General features: G+C 37.5%; 19 protein-coding genes and 2 other annotated features. Of the genes, 12 read left to right on the top strand and 7 right to left on the bottom strand.

Annotation, left to right across the window (positions count from 1 at the left end):
• The first annotated feature begins 56 nt into the window (after window positions 1-56).
• Window positions 57-1,142: a M42 family metallopeptidase gene (locus tag AB1279_RS04865; protein ID WP_429758025.1), complete on the top strand. Its 1,086-nt coding sequence runs from the start codon at window positions 57-59 to the stop codon at window positions 1,140-1,142.
• A 38-nt stretch (window positions 1,143-1,180) separates the two neighbouring features.
• On the opposite strand, the gene AB1279_RS04870 is transcribed toward AB1279_RS04865, so the two are convergent.
• Window positions 1,181-1,801, bottom strand: coding sequence for a TetR/AcrR family transcriptional regulator (locus AB1279_RS04870; RefSeq protein ID WP_429758026.1), 621 nt, complete (start codon window positions 1,799-1,801; stop codon window positions 1,181-1,183).
• A 287-nt stretch (window positions 1,802-2,088) separates the two neighbouring features.
• Between AB1279_RS04870 and AB1279_RS04875 the strand changes: the two genes are divergently transcribed.
• Window positions 2,089-2,742 (top strand): HlyD family secretion protein, encoded by a 654-nt coding sequence (locus AB1279_RS04875; RefSeq protein ID WP_429753637.1) that lies wholly within the window; start codon window positions 2,089-2,091, stop codon window positions 2,740-2,742.
• 13 nt (window positions 2,743-2,755) lie between these two features.
• Window positions 2,756-4,642 carry a DHA2 family efflux MFS transporter permease subunit gene (locus tag AB1279_RS04880; RefSeq protein WP_429758027.1) on the top strand — a complete coding sequence of 629 codons (1,887 nt, stop codon included), beginning with the start codon at window positions 2,756-2,758 and terminating at the stop codon, window positions 4,640-4,642.
• Between the two features lie 143 nt (window positions 4,643-4,785).
• Here the strand turns inward: AB1279_RS04880 and AB1279_RS04885 are convergent, their stop codons facing one another.
• A complete protein-coding gene (locus tag AB1279_RS04885) occupies window positions 4,786-5,367 on the bottom strand; it encodes an HD domain-containing protein (RefSeq protein ID WP_429758028.1) in 582 nt (193 codons plus the stop codon).
• Window positions 5,368-5,670: 303 nt separating this feature from the next.
• Window positions 5,671-6,387 carry a CPBP family intramembrane glutamic endopeptidase gene (locus tag AB1279_RS04890; RefSeq protein WP_429758029.1) on the bottom strand — a complete coding sequence of 239 codons (717 nt, stop codon included), beginning with the start codon at window positions 6,385-6,387 and terminating at the stop codon, window positions 5,671-5,673.
• A gap of 292 nt (window positions 6,388-6,679) precedes the next feature.
• Between AB1279_RS04890 and AB1279_RS04895 the strand changes: the two genes are divergently transcribed.
• On the top strand, window positions 6,680-7,027 hold the full coding sequence (locus AB1279_RS04895; protein ID WP_429758030.1) for a hypothetical protein: 348 nt from the start codon (window positions 6,680-6,682) through the stop codon (window positions 7,025-7,027).
• 348 nt (window positions 7,028-7,375) lie between these two features.
• Here AB1279_RS04895 and sspI read toward each other — a convergent pair whose 3' ends face one another.
• Window positions 7,376-7,585 (bottom strand): small acid-soluble spore protein SspI, encoded by a 210-nt coding sequence (sspI, locus tag AB1279_RS04900; protein WP_429753642.1) that lies wholly within the window; start codon window positions 7,583-7,585, stop codon window positions 7,376-7,378.
• Window positions 7,586-7,667: 82 nt separating this feature from the next.
• On the opposite strand from sspI, the gene AB1279_RS04905 reads away from it, so the two are divergent.
• The 3 genes from AB1279_RS04905 (at window position 7,668) to pheT (ending at window position 12,244) form a co-directional block, all read left to right on the top strand.
• Window positions 7,668-8,465 (top strand): TrmH family RNA methyltransferase, encoded by a 798-nt coding sequence (locus AB1279_RS04905; protein ID WP_429758031.1) that lies wholly within the window; start codon window positions 7,668-7,670, stop codon window positions 8,463-8,465.
• Between the two features lie 32 nt (window positions 8,466-8,497).
• Window positions 8,498-8,726: a binding site (T-box leader), on the top strand.
• Between the two features lie 44 nt (window positions 8,727-8,770).
• Window positions 8,771-9,805: a phenylalanine--tRNA ligase subunit alpha gene (pheS, locus tag AB1279_RS04910; protein ID WP_429758032.1), complete on the top strand. Its 1,035-nt coding sequence runs from the start codon at window positions 8,771-8,773 to the stop codon at window positions 9,803-9,805.
• An 18-nt stretch (window positions 9,806-9,823) separates the two neighbouring features.
• Window positions 9,824-12,244 carry a phenylalanine--tRNA ligase subunit beta gene (gene pheT, locus AB1279_RS04915; RefSeq protein ID WP_429758033.1) on the top strand — a complete coding sequence of 807 codons (2,421 nt, stop codon included), beginning with the start codon at window positions 9,824-9,826 and terminating at the stop codon, window positions 12,242-12,244.
• Between the two features lie 146 nt (window positions 12,245-12,390).
• Here the strand turns inward: pheT and AB1279_RS04920 are convergent, their stop codons facing one another.
• Window positions 12,391-13,104, bottom strand: a complete 714-nt coding sequence (locus AB1279_RS04920; RefSeq protein ID WP_429758034.1) for a hypothetical protein — start codon at window positions 13,102-13,104, stop codon at window positions 12,391-12,393.
• A gap of 274 nt (window positions 13,105-13,378) precedes the next feature.
• On the bottom strand, window positions 13,379-13,948 hold the full coding sequence (locus AB1279_RS04925; protein ID WP_429758035.1) for a hypothetical protein: 570 nt from the start codon (window positions 13,946-13,948) through the stop codon (window positions 13,379-13,381).
• A 252-nt stretch (window positions 13,949-14,200) separates the two neighbouring features.
• Window positions 14,201-14,454: a binding site (T-box leader), on the top strand.
• Between the two features lie 50 nt (window positions 14,455-14,504).
• Here AB1279_RS04925 and asnS point away from each other — a divergent pair.
• Window positions 14,505-15,896 carry an asparagine--tRNA ligase gene (gene asnS, locus AB1279_RS04930; RefSeq protein WP_429758036.1) on the top strand — a complete coding sequence of 464 codons (1,392 nt, stop codon included), beginning with the start codon at window positions 14,505-14,507 and terminating at the stop codon, window positions 15,894-15,896.
• Between the two features lie 122 nt (window positions 15,897-16,018).
• Window positions 16,019-16,492 (top strand): hypothetical protein, encoded by a 474-nt coding sequence (locus AB1279_RS04935; protein ID WP_429758037.1) that lies wholly within the window; start codon window positions 16,019-16,021, stop codon window positions 16,490-16,492.
• Window positions 16,493-16,702: 210 nt separating this feature from the next.
• Here AB1279_RS04935 and rnhC read toward each other — a convergent pair whose 3' ends face one another.
• Window positions 16,703-17,641 (bottom strand): ribonuclease HIII, encoded by a 939-nt coding sequence (gene rnhC / locus AB1279_RS04940; protein WP_429761301.1) that lies wholly within the window; start codon window positions 17,639-17,641, stop codon window positions 16,703-16,705.
• Window positions 17,642-17,765: 124 nt separating this feature from the next.
• On the opposite strand from rnhC, the gene zapA reads away from it, so the two are divergent.
• The 3 genes from zapA to polX are packed head-to-tail and all read left to right on the top strand — an operon-like array spanning window position 17,766 to window position 20,349.
• Complete coding sequence (gene zapA, locus AB1279_RS04945; RefSeq protein ID WP_154709943.1) at window positions 17,766-18,035, top strand: cell division protein ZapA; 270 nt, start codon at window positions 17,766-17,768, stop codon at window positions 18,033-18,035.
• 1 nt (window position 18,036) lies between these two features.
• Window positions 18,037-18,576, top strand: coding sequence for a CvpA family protein (locus tag AB1279_RS04950; protein WP_336481888.1), 540 nt, complete (start codon window positions 18,037-18,039; stop codon window positions 18,574-18,576).
• A 54-nt stretch (window positions 18,577-18,630) separates the two neighbouring features.
• A complete protein-coding gene (gene polX / locus AB1279_RS04955) occupies window positions 18,631-20,349 on the top strand; it encodes a DNA polymerase/3'-5' exonuclease PolX (RefSeq protein WP_429758038.1) in 1,719 nt (572 codons plus the stop codon).
• Window positions 20,350-20,351: the final 2 nt, after the last annotated feature.

A 20,351-nucleotide genomic window follows, 5' to 3' on the forward strand; every position in this document is an offset into this window, starting at 1 on the left:
ATTCTTTTCCCCTCTTGTATAATTGAAGGGATGAAGAAAAAGGAGGTCATTGTCCAATGACAAAATTAGATGCGACATTGACAATGTTAAAAGAACTAACGGATGCACGCGGGATTGCAGGAAATGAACGTGAGCCTCGTGAAGTAATGAAAAAATATATTGCACCGTTTGCTGATGAAGTATCAACAGATAATTTAGGAAGCTTAGTTGCGAAAAAAATCGGTGACGGTAACGGCCCGAAAATTATGGTAGCGGGTCACTTAGATGAAGTTGGTTTTATGATTACGCAAATTACTGATAAAGGTTTCTTACGCTTCCAAACAGTTGGCGGCTGGTGGTCACAAGTTATGTTAGCACAGCGTGTAACTATAGTTACGAGCAAAGGTGATGTAACGGGTGTCATTGGTTCAAAACCACCTCACGTTTTACCAGTAGAAGCTCGTAAAAAACCAGTGGATATTAAAGATATGTTTATTGATATTGGTGCTTCTAGTAAAGAAGAGGCAATGGAGTGGGGCGTACGTCCAGGAGATCAAGTTGTACCATATTTTGAATTCCAAGTGATGAAAAATGAGAAAATGTTACTTGCGAAAGCATGGGACAACCGCATTGGCTGTGCAATCGCAATTGATGTCTTAAAACAATTAAAAGATGAAAAACATCCAAATATCGTATACGGTGTTGGAACTGTACAAGAAGAAGTAGGTCTTCGCGGAGCGAAAACATCTGCAAATTATATTCAACCTGATATCGCATTTGCAGTCGATGTTGGTATTGCTGGTGATACACCAGGTATAAGCGAAAAAGAAGCACAAGGTAAAATGGGTGATGGCCCGCAAATTATTTTATATGATGCATCTATCGTTGGACATAAAGGTCTTCGTGACTTTGTTGTTGGTGTAGCAGATGAATTAAACATTCCGTATCAATACGATGCACTTCCAGGCGGCGGAACAGATGCAGGTGCAATTCATGTTTCTGTGGATGGTATTCCAGCAATGGCAATTACAATTGCAACTCGCTATATTCATTCTCATGCTGCAATGTTACATCGTGATGACTATGAAAACACAGTGAAGTTAATTGTAGAAGTTGTGAAACGTCTTGATGCTGAGGCCGTACATAACATTACATTTGATTGATATAAGAAAGAGCGAAAGGACATTCCTTTCGCTCTTTTTCATTTAAATGGTTGTTCTAATCCAGCGGCTGTATACGGACCTAAAATGATTAAACGAGATAGCTGCAAGGCCATATAATGAGGCGTATACGGCATATTTTGTCTTAACCAAGAAAGAATCATACCTAAATGTGCACCTGTAATATAACTAGCGAGAATATCACGAGGCACAATCAATTCTTCTTCATTTGGTTGTGAAAGAGAAAGGGCGATAAGCAGATTCGCTTGAATGGCTTTCATCATTTGCAAGGAAAACTTCGGAATCCCATTATCTCCGAGCATCACTTGATAAAAGAAAGCATGTTCAGCAATATGGCTAAACAAAGATAAAAAGATAGGATGGGGAGTATCAAAGGTAAGTTCAAACTCCTTCTTATCTAATTTCTTCGACTTGAGAATATCTGCTAATGCTGTTAACATTTCCTCAATGCTCTTGTCTAACAAATCATATTTGTCGTGATAATGACTATAAAAGGTAGCGCGATTTACAGTCGCCTTTTCAGCAATATCTTGAACAGTAATACTATTAAAACCTTTTTCATGTATTAAAGATACAAGAGCATCGCGTATCGCTTGCCTCGTTCGTTTTACGCGTGGATCATTTGAATTTTTAATAGACATTTTCGTTCTCCTTGCTTTGTTTTTCATACTTTTTCAACATATATATAGGCGAATGTCGGAAAAACAACATATCGAAATAAATTGACGGTTGTCGTTCAAAATGAATTATTTATAATTATATACGATATTCTTTTTCTTAGCACAAAATAAGGAGAGTATTTTGTGCCCGGGAAAGAATTATTTTTTTGATTAGTCCTTAATATTATGAATGGTCAACATTATTAACTAAAAAGATAAAAAGGGCTTATTAAAAAATAAACTAATATTGAAAATAAGGAGAGAACACAATGAGTCAATTACGAAGAATGGTTATCATCAATATTATTACATTGATTGTGTTAGTTGGCGGCGGATTTGCTGGCTATTATTATTACAACCAATCAACAAATTATTTAAAAACGGACAATGCAAAAATTGATGGAAAAGTTGTACCAATTGCATCTCCAGTTGCTGGAAAATTAACAAACTGGACAGCTGAAGTAGGAAAAAGTTATAGTGCTGGCGATAAAGTAGGTTCTGTAACGAGTAACGCTGGCGGAACAGCGCAAGAAGTAGATGTTACAGTTCCGACAAATGCAACGCTTGTTCAATCTAATGCAACGCAAGATTCTTACATTGCGCCGGGAACACCGCTTGCATATGCGTATAATATGAGTGACTTATGGGTAACAGCAAACATTAAAGAAACAGATATCGACGATGTTCAAAAAGGGCAAGATGTAGATGTATATGTAGATGCATATCCTTCTACAACATTAACAGGAAAAGTAGAGCAAATTGGTTTAACAACAGCAAATACATTCTCTATGCTGCCATCTAGCAATGCAACAGCAAACTATACGAAAGTAACACAAGTTATTCCGGTTAAAATCTCACTAGACCATAATAAATCATTAAATATTGTCCCGGGCATGAATGTCACAGTTCGAATTCATAAGTAAGGGGGAATGAAATATGTCCTCGATTTTTATTGCAGGATACGCTCTTTTATGTATTGGCGTGTTCATCGTTGTAAATCGTGTCTTTAGGAAAAAAGAAAAAGGGCTAGAAGAACGAGTTCAAGAACAAGGGGTTTTACAGGATACAAAAGAAGTGGTAATACAACAAGAAATATCAGAAGCTACTGAAGAAAGAACTGGAGAACAAGCAATTGTAAGAGAAACAATTGAAAAACAAGAAACATTAGAAACTACTGAAGAAAGCACTGGAGAACAAACAATTGTAGAAGAAACAATTGTAAAACAAGAAGAACCAGTCCAAGAACAAAAAGCAGAAGGTACAGAACAGAAATCTTCTCGTTCTCAAACGATGCTTCCTGATTTTAACGTAAAAGCGGTCTTGGGTGTTCTTGTTTTCGGGATGTTCGTTTCGATTTTGAATCAAACATTAATTAACGTTGCTTTGCCAGCTTTAATGAATGAATTTAATGTATCAACATCTACAGCGCAGTGGCTTACAACGGGTTTTATGCTTGTGAACGGGGTATTAGTACCGATTAGTGCATTTTTAGTTTCGCGATTTACGTATCGAAACTTATTTCTATCGGCTATGCTATTCTTTACAGTAGGTTCGCTTATTTGTGCGCTATCTGGAAGCTTTACGATGATGATGACAGGACGTGTCATTCAAGCTGTTGGTGCTGGTATTTTAATGCCTGTCGGAATGAATATTTTTATGACAATCTTCCCGCCGCATAAACGCGGGGCAGCGATGGGACTACTTGGTATTGCGATGATTTTAGGACCTGCCGTTGGACCAACAATTACAGGGTGGGTTATTCAAAACTATACATGGAATGTTATGTTCTATGCGATGTTTATTATTGGTTTACTCATTACTGCATTAGCACTAAAATATTTCACACTGAAACAGCCTGTATCAAAGGCAACGCTAGATACGTTTGGTGTGATCGCTTCTAGTATCGGACTTGGAAGCTTACTATATGGTTTTAGTGAAGCGGGAAATAACGGTTGGAGCAGTGCAGAAGTTATCATTGCAATTGTAATTGGTATCATTGGACTAAGTTTATTCATATGGAGACAGTTAACGGCTGACAATAAAATGTTAGATCTGCACGTATTCCGCTATTCTGCATTTACTTCGACGCTTTTAATCAATGCAATTGTTACAATGGCATTATATGGCGGCATGATATTGCTTCCTGTATATTTACAAAATATCCGTGGATTTACACCGATTGATTCCGGATTACTCCTTCTTCCAGGATCTTTAATCATGGGATTGATGGGGCCGTTTGCCGGGAAATTATTTGATAAATATGGAATTCGCCCACTTGCTATTTTTGGATTACTTCTTACAACGTACGCAACATATCAATTTACACATTTAACATTAGACACACCTTATTTTGAAATTATGAGAGATTATATTATTCGTTCGTTTGGGATGTCCTTTATCATGATGCCAATCATGACAGCGGGGATGAATGCTCTACCAATGAGACTCATTTCTCATGGAACAGCAACGCAAAATACATCAAGACAAGTTGCTGGTTCAATCGGGACTGCGCTCTTAATTACAATTATGACGCAGCAAACGACAAATCATATGGCAGACTATGCAAATGCAATAACAACAACGAATCCAATTATTGTAGACAAACTAGCTCAAATGGGGCAAAGTGTTGCTGCATTGACTGGGTCAGCTCAGGCAGGAAACGCGTTAGGTTCGCAAATGCTATTTGGGCAAGTTTCGAAGTTGTCCGTTATTAACGGAATTAATGATGCGTTTTGGATTGCGACGCTCTTAACAGCCATTGCCTTAGTCTTATCGTTTTTCTTACAACCAGGAAATAAGGCGAACAAAAAAGCAGAGAGATAATCTCTGCTTTTTTTATTTGTAAGTTTGTTATTCATGTATTTTCACTTATCCCGCTATTTTGGGCGGTAAGAGCCCGATTGGGTGAGCCTTCCATCAGTGGGGGATGAAGAAAACCCCCATTGATGGAAGTTTCACTTTTTATGTTAATGCTGTACAAGTTTTGTTTGTTCTATTCCTTTATTTGCAGGAATATGCAAAGAGGATGGTGGATTTGTTTGTAATTCGTGATCTACCATTTGGTCTAATCGTTTGATCGCTTGCAGTGCTTTTTCATAAGAGATGGTTCGATAGTGATGTGTTCCTCCTGGTTCTTCATCTGCTTCGTCTGCCCATTTAATAATATTTTGCAGAGACGTTCTTTCAAGTGTTTGCTCTAGTAGAAAAGAATCAGTGTGCAGGAGAATGGCAACAGAAATTTCCTTTGCTTGATTAGGGTGTTCTCCTAATCGGATTAGCAATTTATGAGCTCTTTCCGCTCCTTTAATAGCATGTATATCATTCTCTTTATACAATTCATAGTCCCATTTCCCATTGCGATACCATGTGTGATGTCCGATATCATGAAGAAAACCAGCCTTTGTTGCCGCATCGACTGAGGCGTGATGCTTTTTGGCTAAGTGGAACGCGTGGTAAGCGACAGCAATCGCATGAACCATTCCAGAACGGTTTACATATTTTTGGGTGATGGGATGCTGAAAAATTTGTTCAAGTGTAACACGGCGCATAAAACATTCACTCCTTTCATTCAGTGCAGTGTAGTATAGAGAAAAACAATAGTTATAAATATATTTTGAACATTTTACTACATCATTGTTATGTTAGTAAAGTAATTAATGATGTAATAGAAAAAAAATTTATGTTTTGATCCCTTTTCAAGAGAATAACTAAATTACATCATTTCATAGAAAAATATCCCTATTACAGCAAGTGAACATAAAGTAATCCCTACATGTTTAATGATAGTGATTTGATTGCGTGCATCCCACTTATGTCTGCAAACATAAGTGGATTGCACACGATATCTCTTTTTATAATAAAAACGCAAGTGTGTTATTTATCATATGGAATAACATAGCTGGAATAATGGAGTTCGTTTTTTTACATAATACAGCCATAAACATGCCCATGATAAAAGCACTAACCATAATACCTAGAGAATATGTATGAGCGATTCCAAAGATGAAGCTTGATCCGATTGCTGCCAACCAAAATGGAAAACGCTGCTGGAAAAATTGAAGAATGATTCCGCGGAAAATAAGTTCTTCAAAAGTAGGAATGAATATGGCAGATCCAATTATTAATAGAATTTTATATTGTTTTAAAGTTTCTAAATGTAAAGCATTAGATTGTTGCTGCAGTGCATCAGGAAATAAAGATGCAAGGAAGCACTGATTGATAAGGATACTAAGTCCCAAGAAAAGAAATAAATATATATATGTACGAACTTTCTTGAGTACTTGAAGGTTGAAAATCGGAAATAATAATCTTTTAATCGGTTCGAATTTATAAATGAATAACAATAAAACTAATAATTGTAAAAGAGTGTTTCCAGTATTTCCGATTGATTCATATAGGGCAATTTGTTTTTTGTCAGTAAGACCATGGGTATAAATGATAGCGGGAAGTACTATAAATAAGCCGCTTATGAGTCCTGTTCCAAAATAAGAGAATAACAAAGAACCAATGAATTTTCCCCATGACAAAGAATGCTTTTGATCATATGTAAGTTGTACAGAATGCTGCATATATCCAATCCTCTCTATTATCTATATTTAAAATTATATATATTTAGATTATATATTATATAGTTAGATATTACATAATAGTTAAAAGTTTCATAATGAAAATAAAAACACCCTAGTTTGCTAAGGTAATTTTTATTCTGCTATTCGTGAATGGTTCTAGTATTTGATGGGGAAGGCCATGTTGTTATGATTGATAGAAGAGATAAAAAAATTATTAACCATGATATAGAGTGAGGTATCAAAAATCTTACTAATACAGAAATCACGCCTAATTTTGGAGGTATTTTAAAAAATGATTAAAAGTTGTCCAAATGTCTATTTCGCAGAGCTATGTTCGGTCATATATATAAGTAACCTTATAAAGAAAGGAATTGATTTTATGGCTCTTTTAACTAACTGTCAAACTTGCACTCCTCCTGCAGGTTCAACATCTATTCTCACTGTAAGCGTACCAGGTGGACTTGCTATTAACCTATTGGGAATTCATATTGAAGTTTGCCCAGTCTGTATTACAGTATTTACTGGTGGTGGTACACTAACAGCTCAACAACAAAATATTGCAAACAACCTTCTTCAGTCTATTCGCACCTTTGTCCCGAATATTCCAGATATTCCAGCTGTTTCGGATATTCAAGCATAAATAAATTAATAAGTGTATAGGTATATGAATTAGCCTTCGGTTTTCTCCGCAAGGCTTTTTTATATAATGCATTTTTCTTTTTTGAGGAGCAATACTATTAAGCCTATTAAACGCTGTTGCTGCGACTATTGAAATGATTAACGGGGCATTAAAATGTCAACCTTGTCTTTAGGTAAAGAGCTTAAAGTGTTCCATAGTTACATACTATGTAATCATTTGAAATTCCATAATCAAAGTAGAAATCACCTCAGCAAATGCTGAGGTGATTTCTATCATTCTTACTCCGTTATTTCTATAAAGCAAAATTTATTTACCTTAAGAGTCAAGGATGGGTGAGGAAGAAATTCCTTATTTTTTTAAGCCTTGCTCCAATGTCGTTAGCATTTCATGCTTTTCATTTTCATCAGCATTTTTCCAAATGACTTCAAATAAAACGCCAAGCCCTGGAAGCATTTTTTCTTCTCCGCTTTGAATTGCATCGACGATTGTTTCTTGTAATTGGTCTTGCGTATTTCCTGATACGTTCGCTAATACAGCACCGCGTAAATTAAAGTTCATCACTTTCACCTCTTTTTAGGAATGGAAACTGACATTAGTTTTTGTTCTTTTTTATGTAAATATGTATGAAAAATAGGCTATAATGAGAAGACAAGAAGAGAGGGAAATACATATTATGAAAAACATTGATTCAGTACAAAATCCGCGCGTAAAGCAGTGGAAAAAGCTGCAAACGAAAAAAGAGCGCGATAAAAAAGGTTTATTCTTTATAGAAGGATTCCATTTGGTGGAGGAAGCTTTAAAGGCAGGAGTTGTAACAGAACTTATCGTTTCAGATCAAACAGATCTTCCTAAAGATTGGACGGTTGCTGATGTCGAAATGTATATTGTGCCTGAAGCAATTGTAAAGGTACTCCGTGAAACAGAAACAACACAAGGCGTATTTGCGGTTTGTGAAAAGCAAGAAAAAGAAGTAACTTTGACAGATGGAAAATTCCTATTACTTGACGGCCTGCAAGATCCAGGTAACTTAGGAACAATTATTCGTACAGCAGATGCAGCTGGTATTCATGCCGTTGTGCTTGGAGAAGGATGCGTTGATATTTATAACAGTAAAGTACTGCGTTCTACACAAGGTTCTGTATTCCATTTACCGATTGTAAAAGGAAGCTTAGAAGAATGGGTAGACAAATTAAAAGAAAAGAACGTTCCTGTATACGGAACAGCTCTTGAAAACGGGGTTCCGTACGGTGAAGTAACACCAGCGGGAAGTTTCGCATTAATTGTAGGGAACGAAGGAAATGGTGTACGCCAAGAGATTCTTACTAAATGTGATCAAAACTTATACATCCCGATTTACGGAGGAGCAGAATCATTAAATGTTGCGGTTGCAGCAGGGATTTTAACGTATTATTTACAAACTCCGGTTGCGAATCGATAAAAAACTTCTTATAATAGATGGAAGTAAAATAGTTAAAAACGTTGATAGAGAAGAGTAACTTACAAAATCGCCATATAGGGAGAGAATTCCGTAGACTGAAAGTATTCTCATGGTAGACGTAAGTGAATTCACCTCTGGAGTTGACGCCAGGACCATGTAAATGTAAAGGCGTTCCGGCTTAAAAAGCCGTTATAACGAATTGAGTGGGCAGATTTGTTCTGTCAATTTAGGGTGGTACCGCGAATTTACCTCGTCCCTTTTTAGGGAGCGAGGTTTTTTTATTTTTAAAATTAGGAGGGTTCCAAATGGAAGCACGTTTAAAAGAGCTAAAGCAAGAAGCGTTAGAGCTGATTGAAAAAGCGAAAGAGCTAAAGGGCTTAAACGATGTACGCGTAGCGTATTTAGGAAAAAAAGGTCCGATTACAGAAGTACTGCGCGGCATGGGGAAATTATCTCCAGAAGAGCGTCCACGTATGGGAGCGTTAGTAAATGAAGTGCGTGAAGCAATTCAAACACGTTTAGAAGAAAAAATTAATCATTTAGAAAAAGCGGTAATTGAAGCAAAATTATCATCTGAAACAATTGATGTAACATTACCAGGCCGCCCTGTAAATACAGGCTGTCACCATCCGTTAACAGCAGTTGTTGAGCAAATTGAAGATTTATTCATCGGTATGGGTTATGAAGTTGCTGAAGGTCCAGAAGTAGAAAAAGACTATTACAACTTCGAAGCGTTAAACTTACCGAAAGATCACCCAGCACGCGATATGCAAGATTCTTTCTACATTACAGAAGAAATGTTGCTTCGTACACATACATCTTCTGTACAAGCAAGAACGATGGAAAAGAATACAGAAAAAGGCCCAATTAAAATCATTTGCCCTGGTAAAGTATATCGCCGTGATGATGATGATGCGACGCACTCTCATCAGTTCATGCAAATTGAAGGTCTTGTAATTGACAGAAACATTCGTATGAGCGATTTAAAAGGTACATTACAAGCATTTGCGAAGAAAATGTTTGGTGAAGACCGTGAAATTCGCCTTCGTCCAAGTTTCTTCCCATTCACAGAGCCATCTGTTGAAATGGATATTTCTTGTATGATGTGTCATGGAAAAGGTTGCGGCACATGTAAAGGAACGGGCTGGATTGAAATTTTAGGTGCAGGTATGGTTCATCCAAACGTTCTTGAAATGGCTGGCTATGATTCAAAAGAATATCAAGGGTTCGCATTCGGTATGGGTGCAGAGCGTATTGCGATGTTAAAGTACGGCATTGATGACATTCGTCATTTCTATACAAACGATGTACGTTTCTTACAACAATTCAAACGAGCGTAAGGGAAGGAGAGATAAAGAATGTTCGTATCATATCGTTGGTTACAAGAGTATGTAGATATTAAAGATGTAACAGCACAAGAATTAGCTGATAAAATTACGAAAAGCGGTATCGAAGTAGAAGGCGTTGAAGTATTAAATAAAGGCGTAAAAGGTGTTGTAGTTGGTCACGTATTAGAGTGCGAAAAACACCCGGAAGCTGATAAGTTAAGCAAATGCTTAATCGATATCGGTGAAGAAGAGCCAGTTCAAATTATTTGCGGAGCTCCTAACATTGCAAAAGGTTTAAAAGTACCAGTTGCAAAAGTTGGCGCTGTTCTTCCTGGCAACTTCAAAATTAAAAAGGCAAAACTACGCGGCGAAGCTTCTCACGGTATGGTTTGTTCTTTACAAGAGCTTGGCATTGATGGGAAATTAGTTGCAAAAGATTATGCAGAAGGTATTTTCATCTTCTCAAGTGATGCAGAAGTTGGCGCAGATGCATTAGAAATCTTAAACCTACATGATGAAGTACTTGAACTAGGTTTAACACCGAACCGCGCAGATTGCTTAAACATGTTAGGTGTTGCATACGAAGTAGCAGCAATTTACGGTCGTGAAGTGAAACTTCCAGCAGCAGACTTACAAGAAGCAGCAGAGAAAACATCTGATTACATTTCTGTAAGTGTAGAAGCAACAGAACAAAACCCATTATACATTGCAAAAATGGTGAAAAACGTAAAAGTTGGTCCATCACCAATCTGGATGCAAACGCGCCTAATGGCAGCTGGCATTCGTCCAATTAGCAACGTAGTTGATATTACAAACTATATCTTAATTGAATACGGTCAACCGTTACATGCGTTTGACTATGATAAATTAGGATCAAAAGAAATCGTTGTTCGTCTTGCTAGGGAAGGCGAGAAAATGACAACATTAGACGATCAAGAGCGTACATTACAAGCTCATCACCTTGTTATTACAAACGGTACAAAAGCATTAGCCGTTGCCGGAGTAATGGGCGGAGCAAACTCTGAAGTAGATAATGATACAGTAAACGTGTTAATCGAGTCTGCATATTTCGCAGGTCAAACAGTACGCCGCACATCAAAAGACTTAGGTCTTCGCAGCGAATCAAGTGCTCGTTTTGAAAAAGGCATCGATCCAACACGTACATTCGAAGCGATTCAACACGCAGCGGCATTAATGGCAAAATATGCTGGCGGCGAAGCGTTAGAAGGCGTTGTAGAAGTTGATAACTTACAAGTAGAAGAGCGTACAGTATCTGTTACAGTTGAAAAAATTAATCGTGTATTAGGTACAGACATTTCTGCTGATCAAGTGAGCACAATCTTTACAAACTTAAAGTTCCCATTCACAGAAGTGGAAGGAACATTCCATGTGAACGTACCAGCACGTCGTCCTGATATTACAATTCCAGAGGATTTAGTAGAAGAAGTAGGTCGCTTATATGGATACGACCATATTCCTTCAACATTACCAACTGGTACAATCACACGCGGTAAATTAACAGCGGCGCAAACAAAGCGCCGTAAAGTACGCCGTTATTTAGAAGGCGCTGGGTTATATGAAGCGATTACGTATTCATTAACAAGTGCTGAAAAGGCAAAACAATATATGGTTGAGCCAAACGAAAAGACACCTGTGAACCTTGCACTTCCAATGAGTGAAGAGCGCAGTCAGCTTCGTTTAAGCTTAGTACCACAATTATTAGAAGCAGTAGCTTATAACAATGCTCGTAAAGTAGATAACGTTGCGTTATACGAAGTAGGTTCTGTATTTTTACCAACAGTAGAAGGTGAACTTCCGAAAGAAGAGCAACATCTTGCAGGTGTTATGACAGGGCTAGCTCTTCATCATCAATGGCAAGGGGAGAAGAAGGTTGTTGACTTCTTCGTTATGAAAGGTGTATTAGAAGGCTTATTTGACATACTTGGCGTTGCGAAGAGCATCACATATGTACCAGCAAAACGTGAGGGCATGCATCCAGGACGTACAGCTAATATTGTACTAGACGGCGAAAATATTGGTTTCATCGGTCAATTACACCCAGAAGCACAAAAACAATTAGATGTAAAAGAAACGTACGTATTCGAATTATCTCTTGCGAAAGTATTCACGGCAGAGGCAGAAGAAACGTACTACACAACAATCCCGCGCTTCCCATCTATGACACGTGATATGGCTGTTGTAGTAGCGAAAGTAGTAAAAGCTGGCGAAATGAAGCAAACAATTGCTGAAGCAGGCGGAGAGCTTCTAAAAGAAGTAACATTATTCGACTTATACGAAGGCGAAAAAATGGAAGAAGGCAAGAAATCACTTGCATTCTCTATGAACTACTTCGACCCAGAACGTACATTAACAGATGAAGAAGTAACAGAAGCACATAGCCGTGTATTAGCAGCGGTAGAAGAGAAATTTGGTGCGGAGTTACGTAAATAATAAAAAAGCAGCCTTGTGGCTGCTTTTTATTGTTTTTTTTGTAATTTCCCCCACCATTTGGGGCAGTTAAACGGATGAGAGTCCCTGTTCATAACTGAATCGATAGGAAAGGGGAATCCCGTAATCGTTAGTAATAGAAGCTTCATTTATGCATATGGTGAAAGCGTTGTTACTTTTTGAGAAAAAGGAACTCCATTTACAATACCTGAAGCTGTAAGAGTTATATCCCCAGGCCCTAAAGCAGTGACAGTAGTGTTAAAGAACCCGTCTTTTTCTGTAAGAACCATGTTTGGAGAAACAGTTGCTGAACCATCCACTGTGAAAAAAACTGGTATTCCTGCAAATCCGATGCCATTGACTAATAAACGATCTGGTGCAGAAGCGTTATCATCTTCACTTGTCAAATTGAATCCAAGATCTACGTCTATACTAGTAATTGCTAATCTTTTAACACAAACTTTGACGATCTCTTTTTCTTTGAATGTAAACGCAACCCGCTGTCCATTTATAACTCCAAAGTTTTGTTCTTGGGCAGAAACTTCGCTAAAAATGGCCACGCCAGTCACCTCAAAAATGTCACCTTCATTGGCATCTTCGCGGTTAATGACACTTTGAAATGGGATATCGTCTACAACTTGAAAACCAGGCACTAGAGTTCCGTCTTCTAAAACAGCTGTATAAGTGAGAGTTGTATGGATGGCCCCGTAAATAACAACTCTTTCTGGGAGTACCTTTTCAATATTTGCTTCAACTGTTTTCGTGAAGGTAACAGTATTTTCGAGTGCTGGGGGGACAAGTTGCGCTGTGTGTTCAACAGCAACTTGGCAACAAGTTGTTGGATTAGTAAGAGGATAAGTCATTAAGTATTCCTCCTTGGTTTTATAGGATATATTCTCTTCAGACGGGGTGAGATTGTTATATCGCTATTCGTGGGCAGTAAGACCTCCATTGCTGGGAGCTTCACTGTATTCCGCGAATGAATTGTCTGAATAGAGTGGGATGTTCCTCTTATTAAATTATGAAATATATATGGAGCTTGTATGGGAGAATATCGGGGGTTGGATTACTATTTTTAATAAATAAGTTTATTCGTCCATCACAAATATAAAAATGAGCCCATTTTATATTTGTTTGCTAAGTAATCATTTGTATGGAAATTTTTATAATATCTTTTTCTGTAAAATTGAAAGCAAGAGTTGGCTTATATAATTGAGAATCATTTAATTTTCCAAAGTTAGCTTCATAGGAGAAAATTTCACTGAGTATTTTTTGCTCGATGATGCTAAATTGATTGTTTTCTTTTATATCCATTGATTCTATAAGACCCTGAAAGGGAACGTCATCTTGGATGCTATGGTTTAGAATCTCCTTGTCATGCATTACTGCTGTATAAGTAATCGTTTTACGGATAAAGCCAACTATGACAACGACTTCTGAACACACTTTTTCAATCGTAGTAAATATTTGTTTATCAACTTCGATGGTTCCTCTTTTTGCAGGGGGAACTAATGGGATTTTGTGTTCTACAATTTGTCTGCAGCACATCGTTTTTGGTTCAGGAGATTTCGATAATTGTATCGGTTTTTGGATTGTTGAAGATGTTGGTAATTTTACAGATTTTTGAATTGTATGAAGTTCTGGTAGAACGATATAAGGAAAAAAAGGTGTGCTTGTAACGAAATTTTTTTTATAATCTGGACTCATTTACGTTTCCTCGCTTTTTTATTAAGGTATAGTGTAGAATATGTTTTTTTATTGCGGATGCTTTTTGTTAATAATGAATTGAAAAAACGAGCTATTGTCATGCGTAGGCAAACTAAGATGATTTTGTTTTTTTCTAAGCTGCTTTTCAGAACGTACGTTATTAGATGGAATGATAATAAAAAGGCTTTTTGCTTTGAGGGACAACTTGCATCTTTCCATCGAATGTAGTACATTAATTTTAGTTTAAAAAAATGAAAGACGATGATAAGGAAGAGTAGTATATACTATAATCCAAAGCGAGTCAGGGATGGTGCGAGCCTGATGAGGCGGTATATGTGAAGAACACCTTGGAGTTGCTAACCGAAATTGAAACGTGTGTTCAAGAGTAGACTTAGACGGGAATCCGGCCTGTTACAAACCGGGAAGTATGTGTAATACATACGAGTTAGAGCTGGTCTTTATGACAAATTGGGTGGTACCGCGAAGTTTAACCTTTCGTCCCTTTATGGATGGAAGGTTTTTTTGTATTTAAATATAAGTAAAGGAGAATTTCAATATGGAAAACACATTAGTAAAAAGTCTGTATAGAGAAACTGATAAGTATGTAGATCAAAAAATTCAAGTATCAGGTTGGATCCGTAACTTACGTGATTCAAAAGTATTTGGTTTTATCGAATTAAACGATGGTAGCTTCTTTAAAAGTGTTCAAATCGTTTTCGATACAGAACTAGATAACTTTAACGAAATTGCGAAGCTTCCGTTAAGCTCTTCTATTAAAGTAGAAGGAACGTTAATCGCAACTCCAACTGCAAAGCAACCGTTTGAAATTAAAGCGGACAAAATCGAAATCGAGGGATTATCAGATTCTGATTACCCATTACAAAAGAAACGTCACACGTTTGAGTACTTACGTACAATCGCTCATTTACGCCCAAGAACGAATGCATTCTCGGCAACGTTCCGTGTGCGTTCAATTGCAGCTTATGCAATTCATAAGTTCTTCCAAGAGCGCGGCTTTGTACATGTTCATACACCAATTATTACAGGTAGTGATACTGAAGGTGCAGGTGAAATGTTCCGCGTAACAACGCAGGATATGAACAACTTGCCAAAAGGTGAAGATGGAAAAGTAGATGATTCAAAAGACTTCTTCGGCAGAGAAACGAACTTAACAGTAAGTGGACAATTGAATGCTGAAGCGTATGCATTAGCGTTCCGCGATGTATATACATTCGGTCCAACGTTCCGCGCTGAAAACTCTAACACAACTCGCCATGCTGCTGAATTCTGGATGGTTGAGCCTGAGATTGCATTCGCTGAATTAGAAGATGTAATGGATCTTACAGAAGATATGCTGAAATATGCAATGAAATACGTATTAGAGCATGCACCAGAAGAAATGGAATTCTTCAACAGCTTCGTTGATAAAACAGTTCTTGAGCGCATGAATAACGTAATCAACTCTGACTTTGGTCGCATCACATATACAGAAGCAATTAAAGTGCTTCAAGAATCAGGTGCAGACTTCAAATACCCAGTAGAATGGGGTATTGACTTACAAACAGAGCACGAAAGATACTTATCAGAACAAATCTTTAAACGCCCTGTATTCGTAACAGACTATCCAAAAGATATTAAAGCATTCTACATGCGTATGAACGATGACGGTAAAACAGTAGCTGCAACAGACTTACTTGTTCCTGGCATCGGCGAATTAATCGGCGGAAGTCAACGTGAAGAAAGAATGGATGTTTTAGTAGACAGAATTAAAGAACTAGGCATGAACGAAGAAGACTACTGGTGGTACTTAGAGCTTAGAAAATACGGCGGTACAAAACACGCTGGGTTCGGTCTTGGTTTCGAACGTTTCTTAATGTACATCACTGGTATGGCTAACATTCGTGACGTAATTCCATTCCCAAGAACACCAGGTTCTGCGGAATTTTAAGATTGAAAAAAGGTATATCAACGGCAATTAAGCTGTTTGATATACCTTTTTATTTTTCTTTTGAGCAGGGAGAGGTATTGGATAAGGAGAAACAATACGTAAAGTAGAAAGGAGCTGAATTTGTGAAAAAAAGAATAGTATGTTTCTTAGCGATCATGCTAATCAGCTTAAGTGCATGCGGAAATGAAAAAGAAAAACAAGAAAAAGTAGTTCCGACATCACAAGAGGCAAAGGTTGTTACGTTTCAAGGAAAAGAAATAAAGGAAATTCAGTTAACATCTACGAAAACGAAAGGTACGAAAGTATTGCAAAAAGAAAATGATATAAAACAACTTGTATCTGCGATGGAGCAAGTTGGATTGGCAGAAAACGGGGATGAACCGAAAACACTATCACTAGATGAAGAAACTAAATCCTCTATTAGTTACAATATGTCTATTGATTATGGTGATGGATTGATTGAAAACTACTTTGTTTGGATAGAAGATGACGGGGAAATTGTAATTGGACATAAAGATACGCCAGAGAAAGAACATGTTGAGTTTTATGATTTGAAAGAAGCTTCAAAACAAATTACAAATTTGTTTAAAGAATAAAGTGAAACTCCCATCAGTGGGGATCCCCACTGATGGGAAGCTCTCACCAATCGGGCGCATGCCAGCAGTTGCCACCCCACCTATCTGCTTCGTTTCTCTTTACATCTTGAGATGGGGGCGCGAATGGCGGGATAAAAACAAGAAGACACGAGCTAATCATTCGTGTCTTCTTGTTTATTCATTTCGTATCCTGCCCATACTGAAGAATAGCTATTTCTTCAACAATCGAAACGCCTTTTCCGTATTTGCAAAATGTAATTTCACAAACTCAGGTAATCTGTCTTTCCCAAGCCTTTGAATCAATTTCGCAGCTGCAATATCGACTTGATTCCCAGCGCCTTTCGGCAGTGTCATACCCGCTTTTTTGCTCAGTTCATCAAACTGTTTTACAAAGGAATAACGGGCTAAAATGGAGGCTGCTGCAACAGCGATATGTACACTTTCGCCTTTTGTAGCGAAATATACGTTTTCGCGTTGAACGTTTTTTTGTTTGGCTAAATATTTATAATATGTAGCTGGCTGTGTGAACTGATCAATTAATATGCCTTCTGGTTTCGTTGGTGCCATCTTAGCCAATAAGTTTGTAATGGCTTTATTATGAAGCATTGCCTTTAGTTGTCCTTGATTGTAGCCTTTTTCAAACATTTCGTTATATTTTTCGTTGTGAAGAACAAGGGAACTGTAAGGGACAACCGCCAGTAGTTGTTTTGCAATTTCACAAATTTGTGTATCATTTAAGTTTTTTGAGTCTTTGACGCCAAGTTCTTTTAATAATGGAATTTGTGTTGCATCGACATATACTGCAACAACTGTCATCGGTCCAAAATAATCTCCTGTTCCGACTTCATCTGAGCCGAGAATAGACATCGCACTGATGGAAGCTGGCGGTGCATAGGAATGGTCATTTACACTTTTCTTTACAGAAGCTTTCGGCGCAGCGGCATTTACCTCCCAACGACTAGATTCTTCAGTTGCACGTCCGCCTTGAAACATTACTTTTCCTGATTTATAGGCCGTAATTGTGCAAGATGGAACCTTTGCCATGAAGATACCGCCTTGGGGGATTTTTGGCTGCAATGCTTGTGCGTATTTTGTTTTCATGTCCTCTATAACAGTGGAACTTACTTGAATAACAATAGAATTTGACAAAATGATTGCTCCTTTTTCATTATTTATGTTTTTATCATATCGAATTGTTGTTTCTGTTTCCATATCATGTTTTTTCATGGTATGATAATCTGTAGGATTCTGTACGGGATTGGAGGACAGTAAGTTGTCACAACAAAAAGGAAATCGAAGTAAAATTAATGTAGAAATTTACGGTCAACAATATTCAGTTGTTGGCGATGAAAGTACAAGTCATATACGCATAGTCGCGGCGATTGTGGATGATAAAATGCGCGAACTGAATGCTAAGAATCCTTCGCTTGACACAAATCGATTGGCGGTGTTGACGGCAGTCAATGTCGTGCATGATTACATAAAATTAAAAGAAGAAAATGAAAAGTTGAAAGAAAGAATGAAACAAAAAGGAATGGAATAACATGGTTGATATTATAATCATTGTATTGCTTGTTATGGGTTTTCTTCTTGGTCTTAGAAGAGGGCTTGTACTGCAACTTGTAAAGTTAGCAAGCTTTATTATTGCCTATCTTGTGGCATATTGGTATTGCAAAGATTTAGCGCCTGCACTGCAAAAAATCATTCCGTATCCATTTAAGCCAGAAACAAATGTGCCGAATTGGATTAATGCAAATAATATGGAAACAGTTTTTTATCAAGCAATTGCGTTTATCGCATTATTTATCATTACAAAAATCGCGTTAACGTTACTGGGACAGCTTTTGAATATGTTTACAGAAATCCCTGTTTTGAAACAGATTAACGCATTAGGCGGAGCCATCTTAGGTTTTTTAGAGGTGTATATTATATTGTTCGTATTAATTGTGATTGGTACAATACTTCCAGTTGGACAAGTGCAAACGTCGCTAAATACATCAACAATAAGCAAAGTAATTGTAAATGATACACCAATTCTTTCTGAAAAAGTTAAGGAATTATGGCAGACAGGTGGCAAGGTATAACTTCTCTTTTTTAGAAAGAGAAGTTTTTTTCTATGATGGGAAGGCGGGAGAAGAATGAAAGTAAATAAAAAGCAAGTGATTAAACTACTTGAGACGATTGCACTTTTTATGGAGCTAAAAGGTGAAAATCCCTTTAAAATATCAGCATTTCGTAAAGCGGCAGCGGCACTAGAAAGTGATGATCGCAGCCTTTCAGAGATTGAAGATTTTACGAAAATACCAGGCATCGGAAAAGGAACAGCAGCCGTGATTGCAGAATATATTGAAGTTGGAACGTCAGAAGTGCTTGCGGAGCTGGAAAATGAAGTACCGAGCAGCTTATTGCCGCTTTTAAAATTGCCAGGCCTTGGCGGTAAAAAAGTAGCGAAATTATATAAAGAACTTGGCGTTGTAGATATGGAAACATTAAAGAAAGCTTGTGAGGAGAATCAAATTCAAGCACTTGCTGGATTTGGTAAGAAAACAGAAGAGAAAATACTAGAAGCAATCGCTCAAGTTGGTTCTCGTCCAGAGCGTCTTCCGGTAGCGATGGTACTTCCTATTGCCGGGGAAATAGAACGGAAATTGTCGAATGTGCCAGAAATTATTCGGTATTCCCGTGCTGGTAGTTTGCGCCGTGTTCGCGAAACAGTGAAAGATTTAGACTTTATTATTGCAACTACAGAACCAGAAAAGGTGCGGGAGCATTTATTACAGTTTGATAATATGATTGAAGTCATTGCAAGCGGAGATACAAAAGTTTCTGTACGTCTTCAGTATGAGTACGATATTTCTATTGATTTCCGTCTTGTTAAGCCGGAAGAATTTATTACAACTCTTCATCATTTCACAGGTTCAAAAGACCATAATGTAAGAATGCGCCAAATTGCGAAAGATAAGGGTGAAAAAATTAGTGAATACGGTGTTGAAAACTTAGAAACGGGTGAAGTGAAGACATTTGAAACAGAGGAAGCCTTTTTTGCTCATTTTGGGTTACCGTTTATTCCGCCAGAAGTGCGTGAAGATGGCAAAGAAATTGACCTAATTGAACAGTATCCGAATCTGATTCAGTTTTCTCATATTCAAGGTGATTTACACATGCATACGACGTGGAGTGATGGTGCTTTTTCTATTGAGGAAATGGTACAAGCATGCCGCGCTCGAGGATATAAGTACATGGCGATTACCGACCATTCCCAATATTTAAAGGTAGCGAATGGTTTAACGAAAGAGCGTCTTCGTGAGCAAGGAAAAGAAATTGAACGCATCAATGAAAAGTATCCGGATATCACCATTTTACGTGGTATTGAAATGGACATTTTACCGGATGCAACCCTTGATTTTGATGATGAAGTATTAGAGAAGCTTGATTATGTCATTGGTGCTATTCATTCTAGCTTCTCACAAGATCGTGAAACAATTATGAAGCGCCTTCGCACGGCAATTGAAAATCATCATGTGACAATGATTGCACATCCAACGGGCCGCTTAATTGGTCGACGTGAAGGATATGATGTCGATACAGATTTCTTAATTGAGCTTGCGAAAGAAACAAATACTGTACTTGAATTAAATGCAAATCCAAATCGTTTAGATTTAAGTGCTAAACTGTTAAAACAAGCGCAAGATGCAGGCGTGAAAATCGCAATTAACACAGATGCTCATACGCTTGAAATGCTCGAGGACATGGAAATTGGTGTTGCTGCCGCGCGAAAAGGTTGGATTCAAAAAGATACAGTTATTAATACATGGGATATTGAACGTTTATTAGATTATATTAAGCGTAATAAGTAACA

The sequence above is a fragment of the Bacillus sp. S14(2024) genome, assembly GCF_050473785.1.
GTDB classification, from domain to species: Bacteria; Bacillota; Bacilli; order Bacillales; family Bacillaceae_G; genus Bacillus_A; species Bacillus_A yunxiaonensis.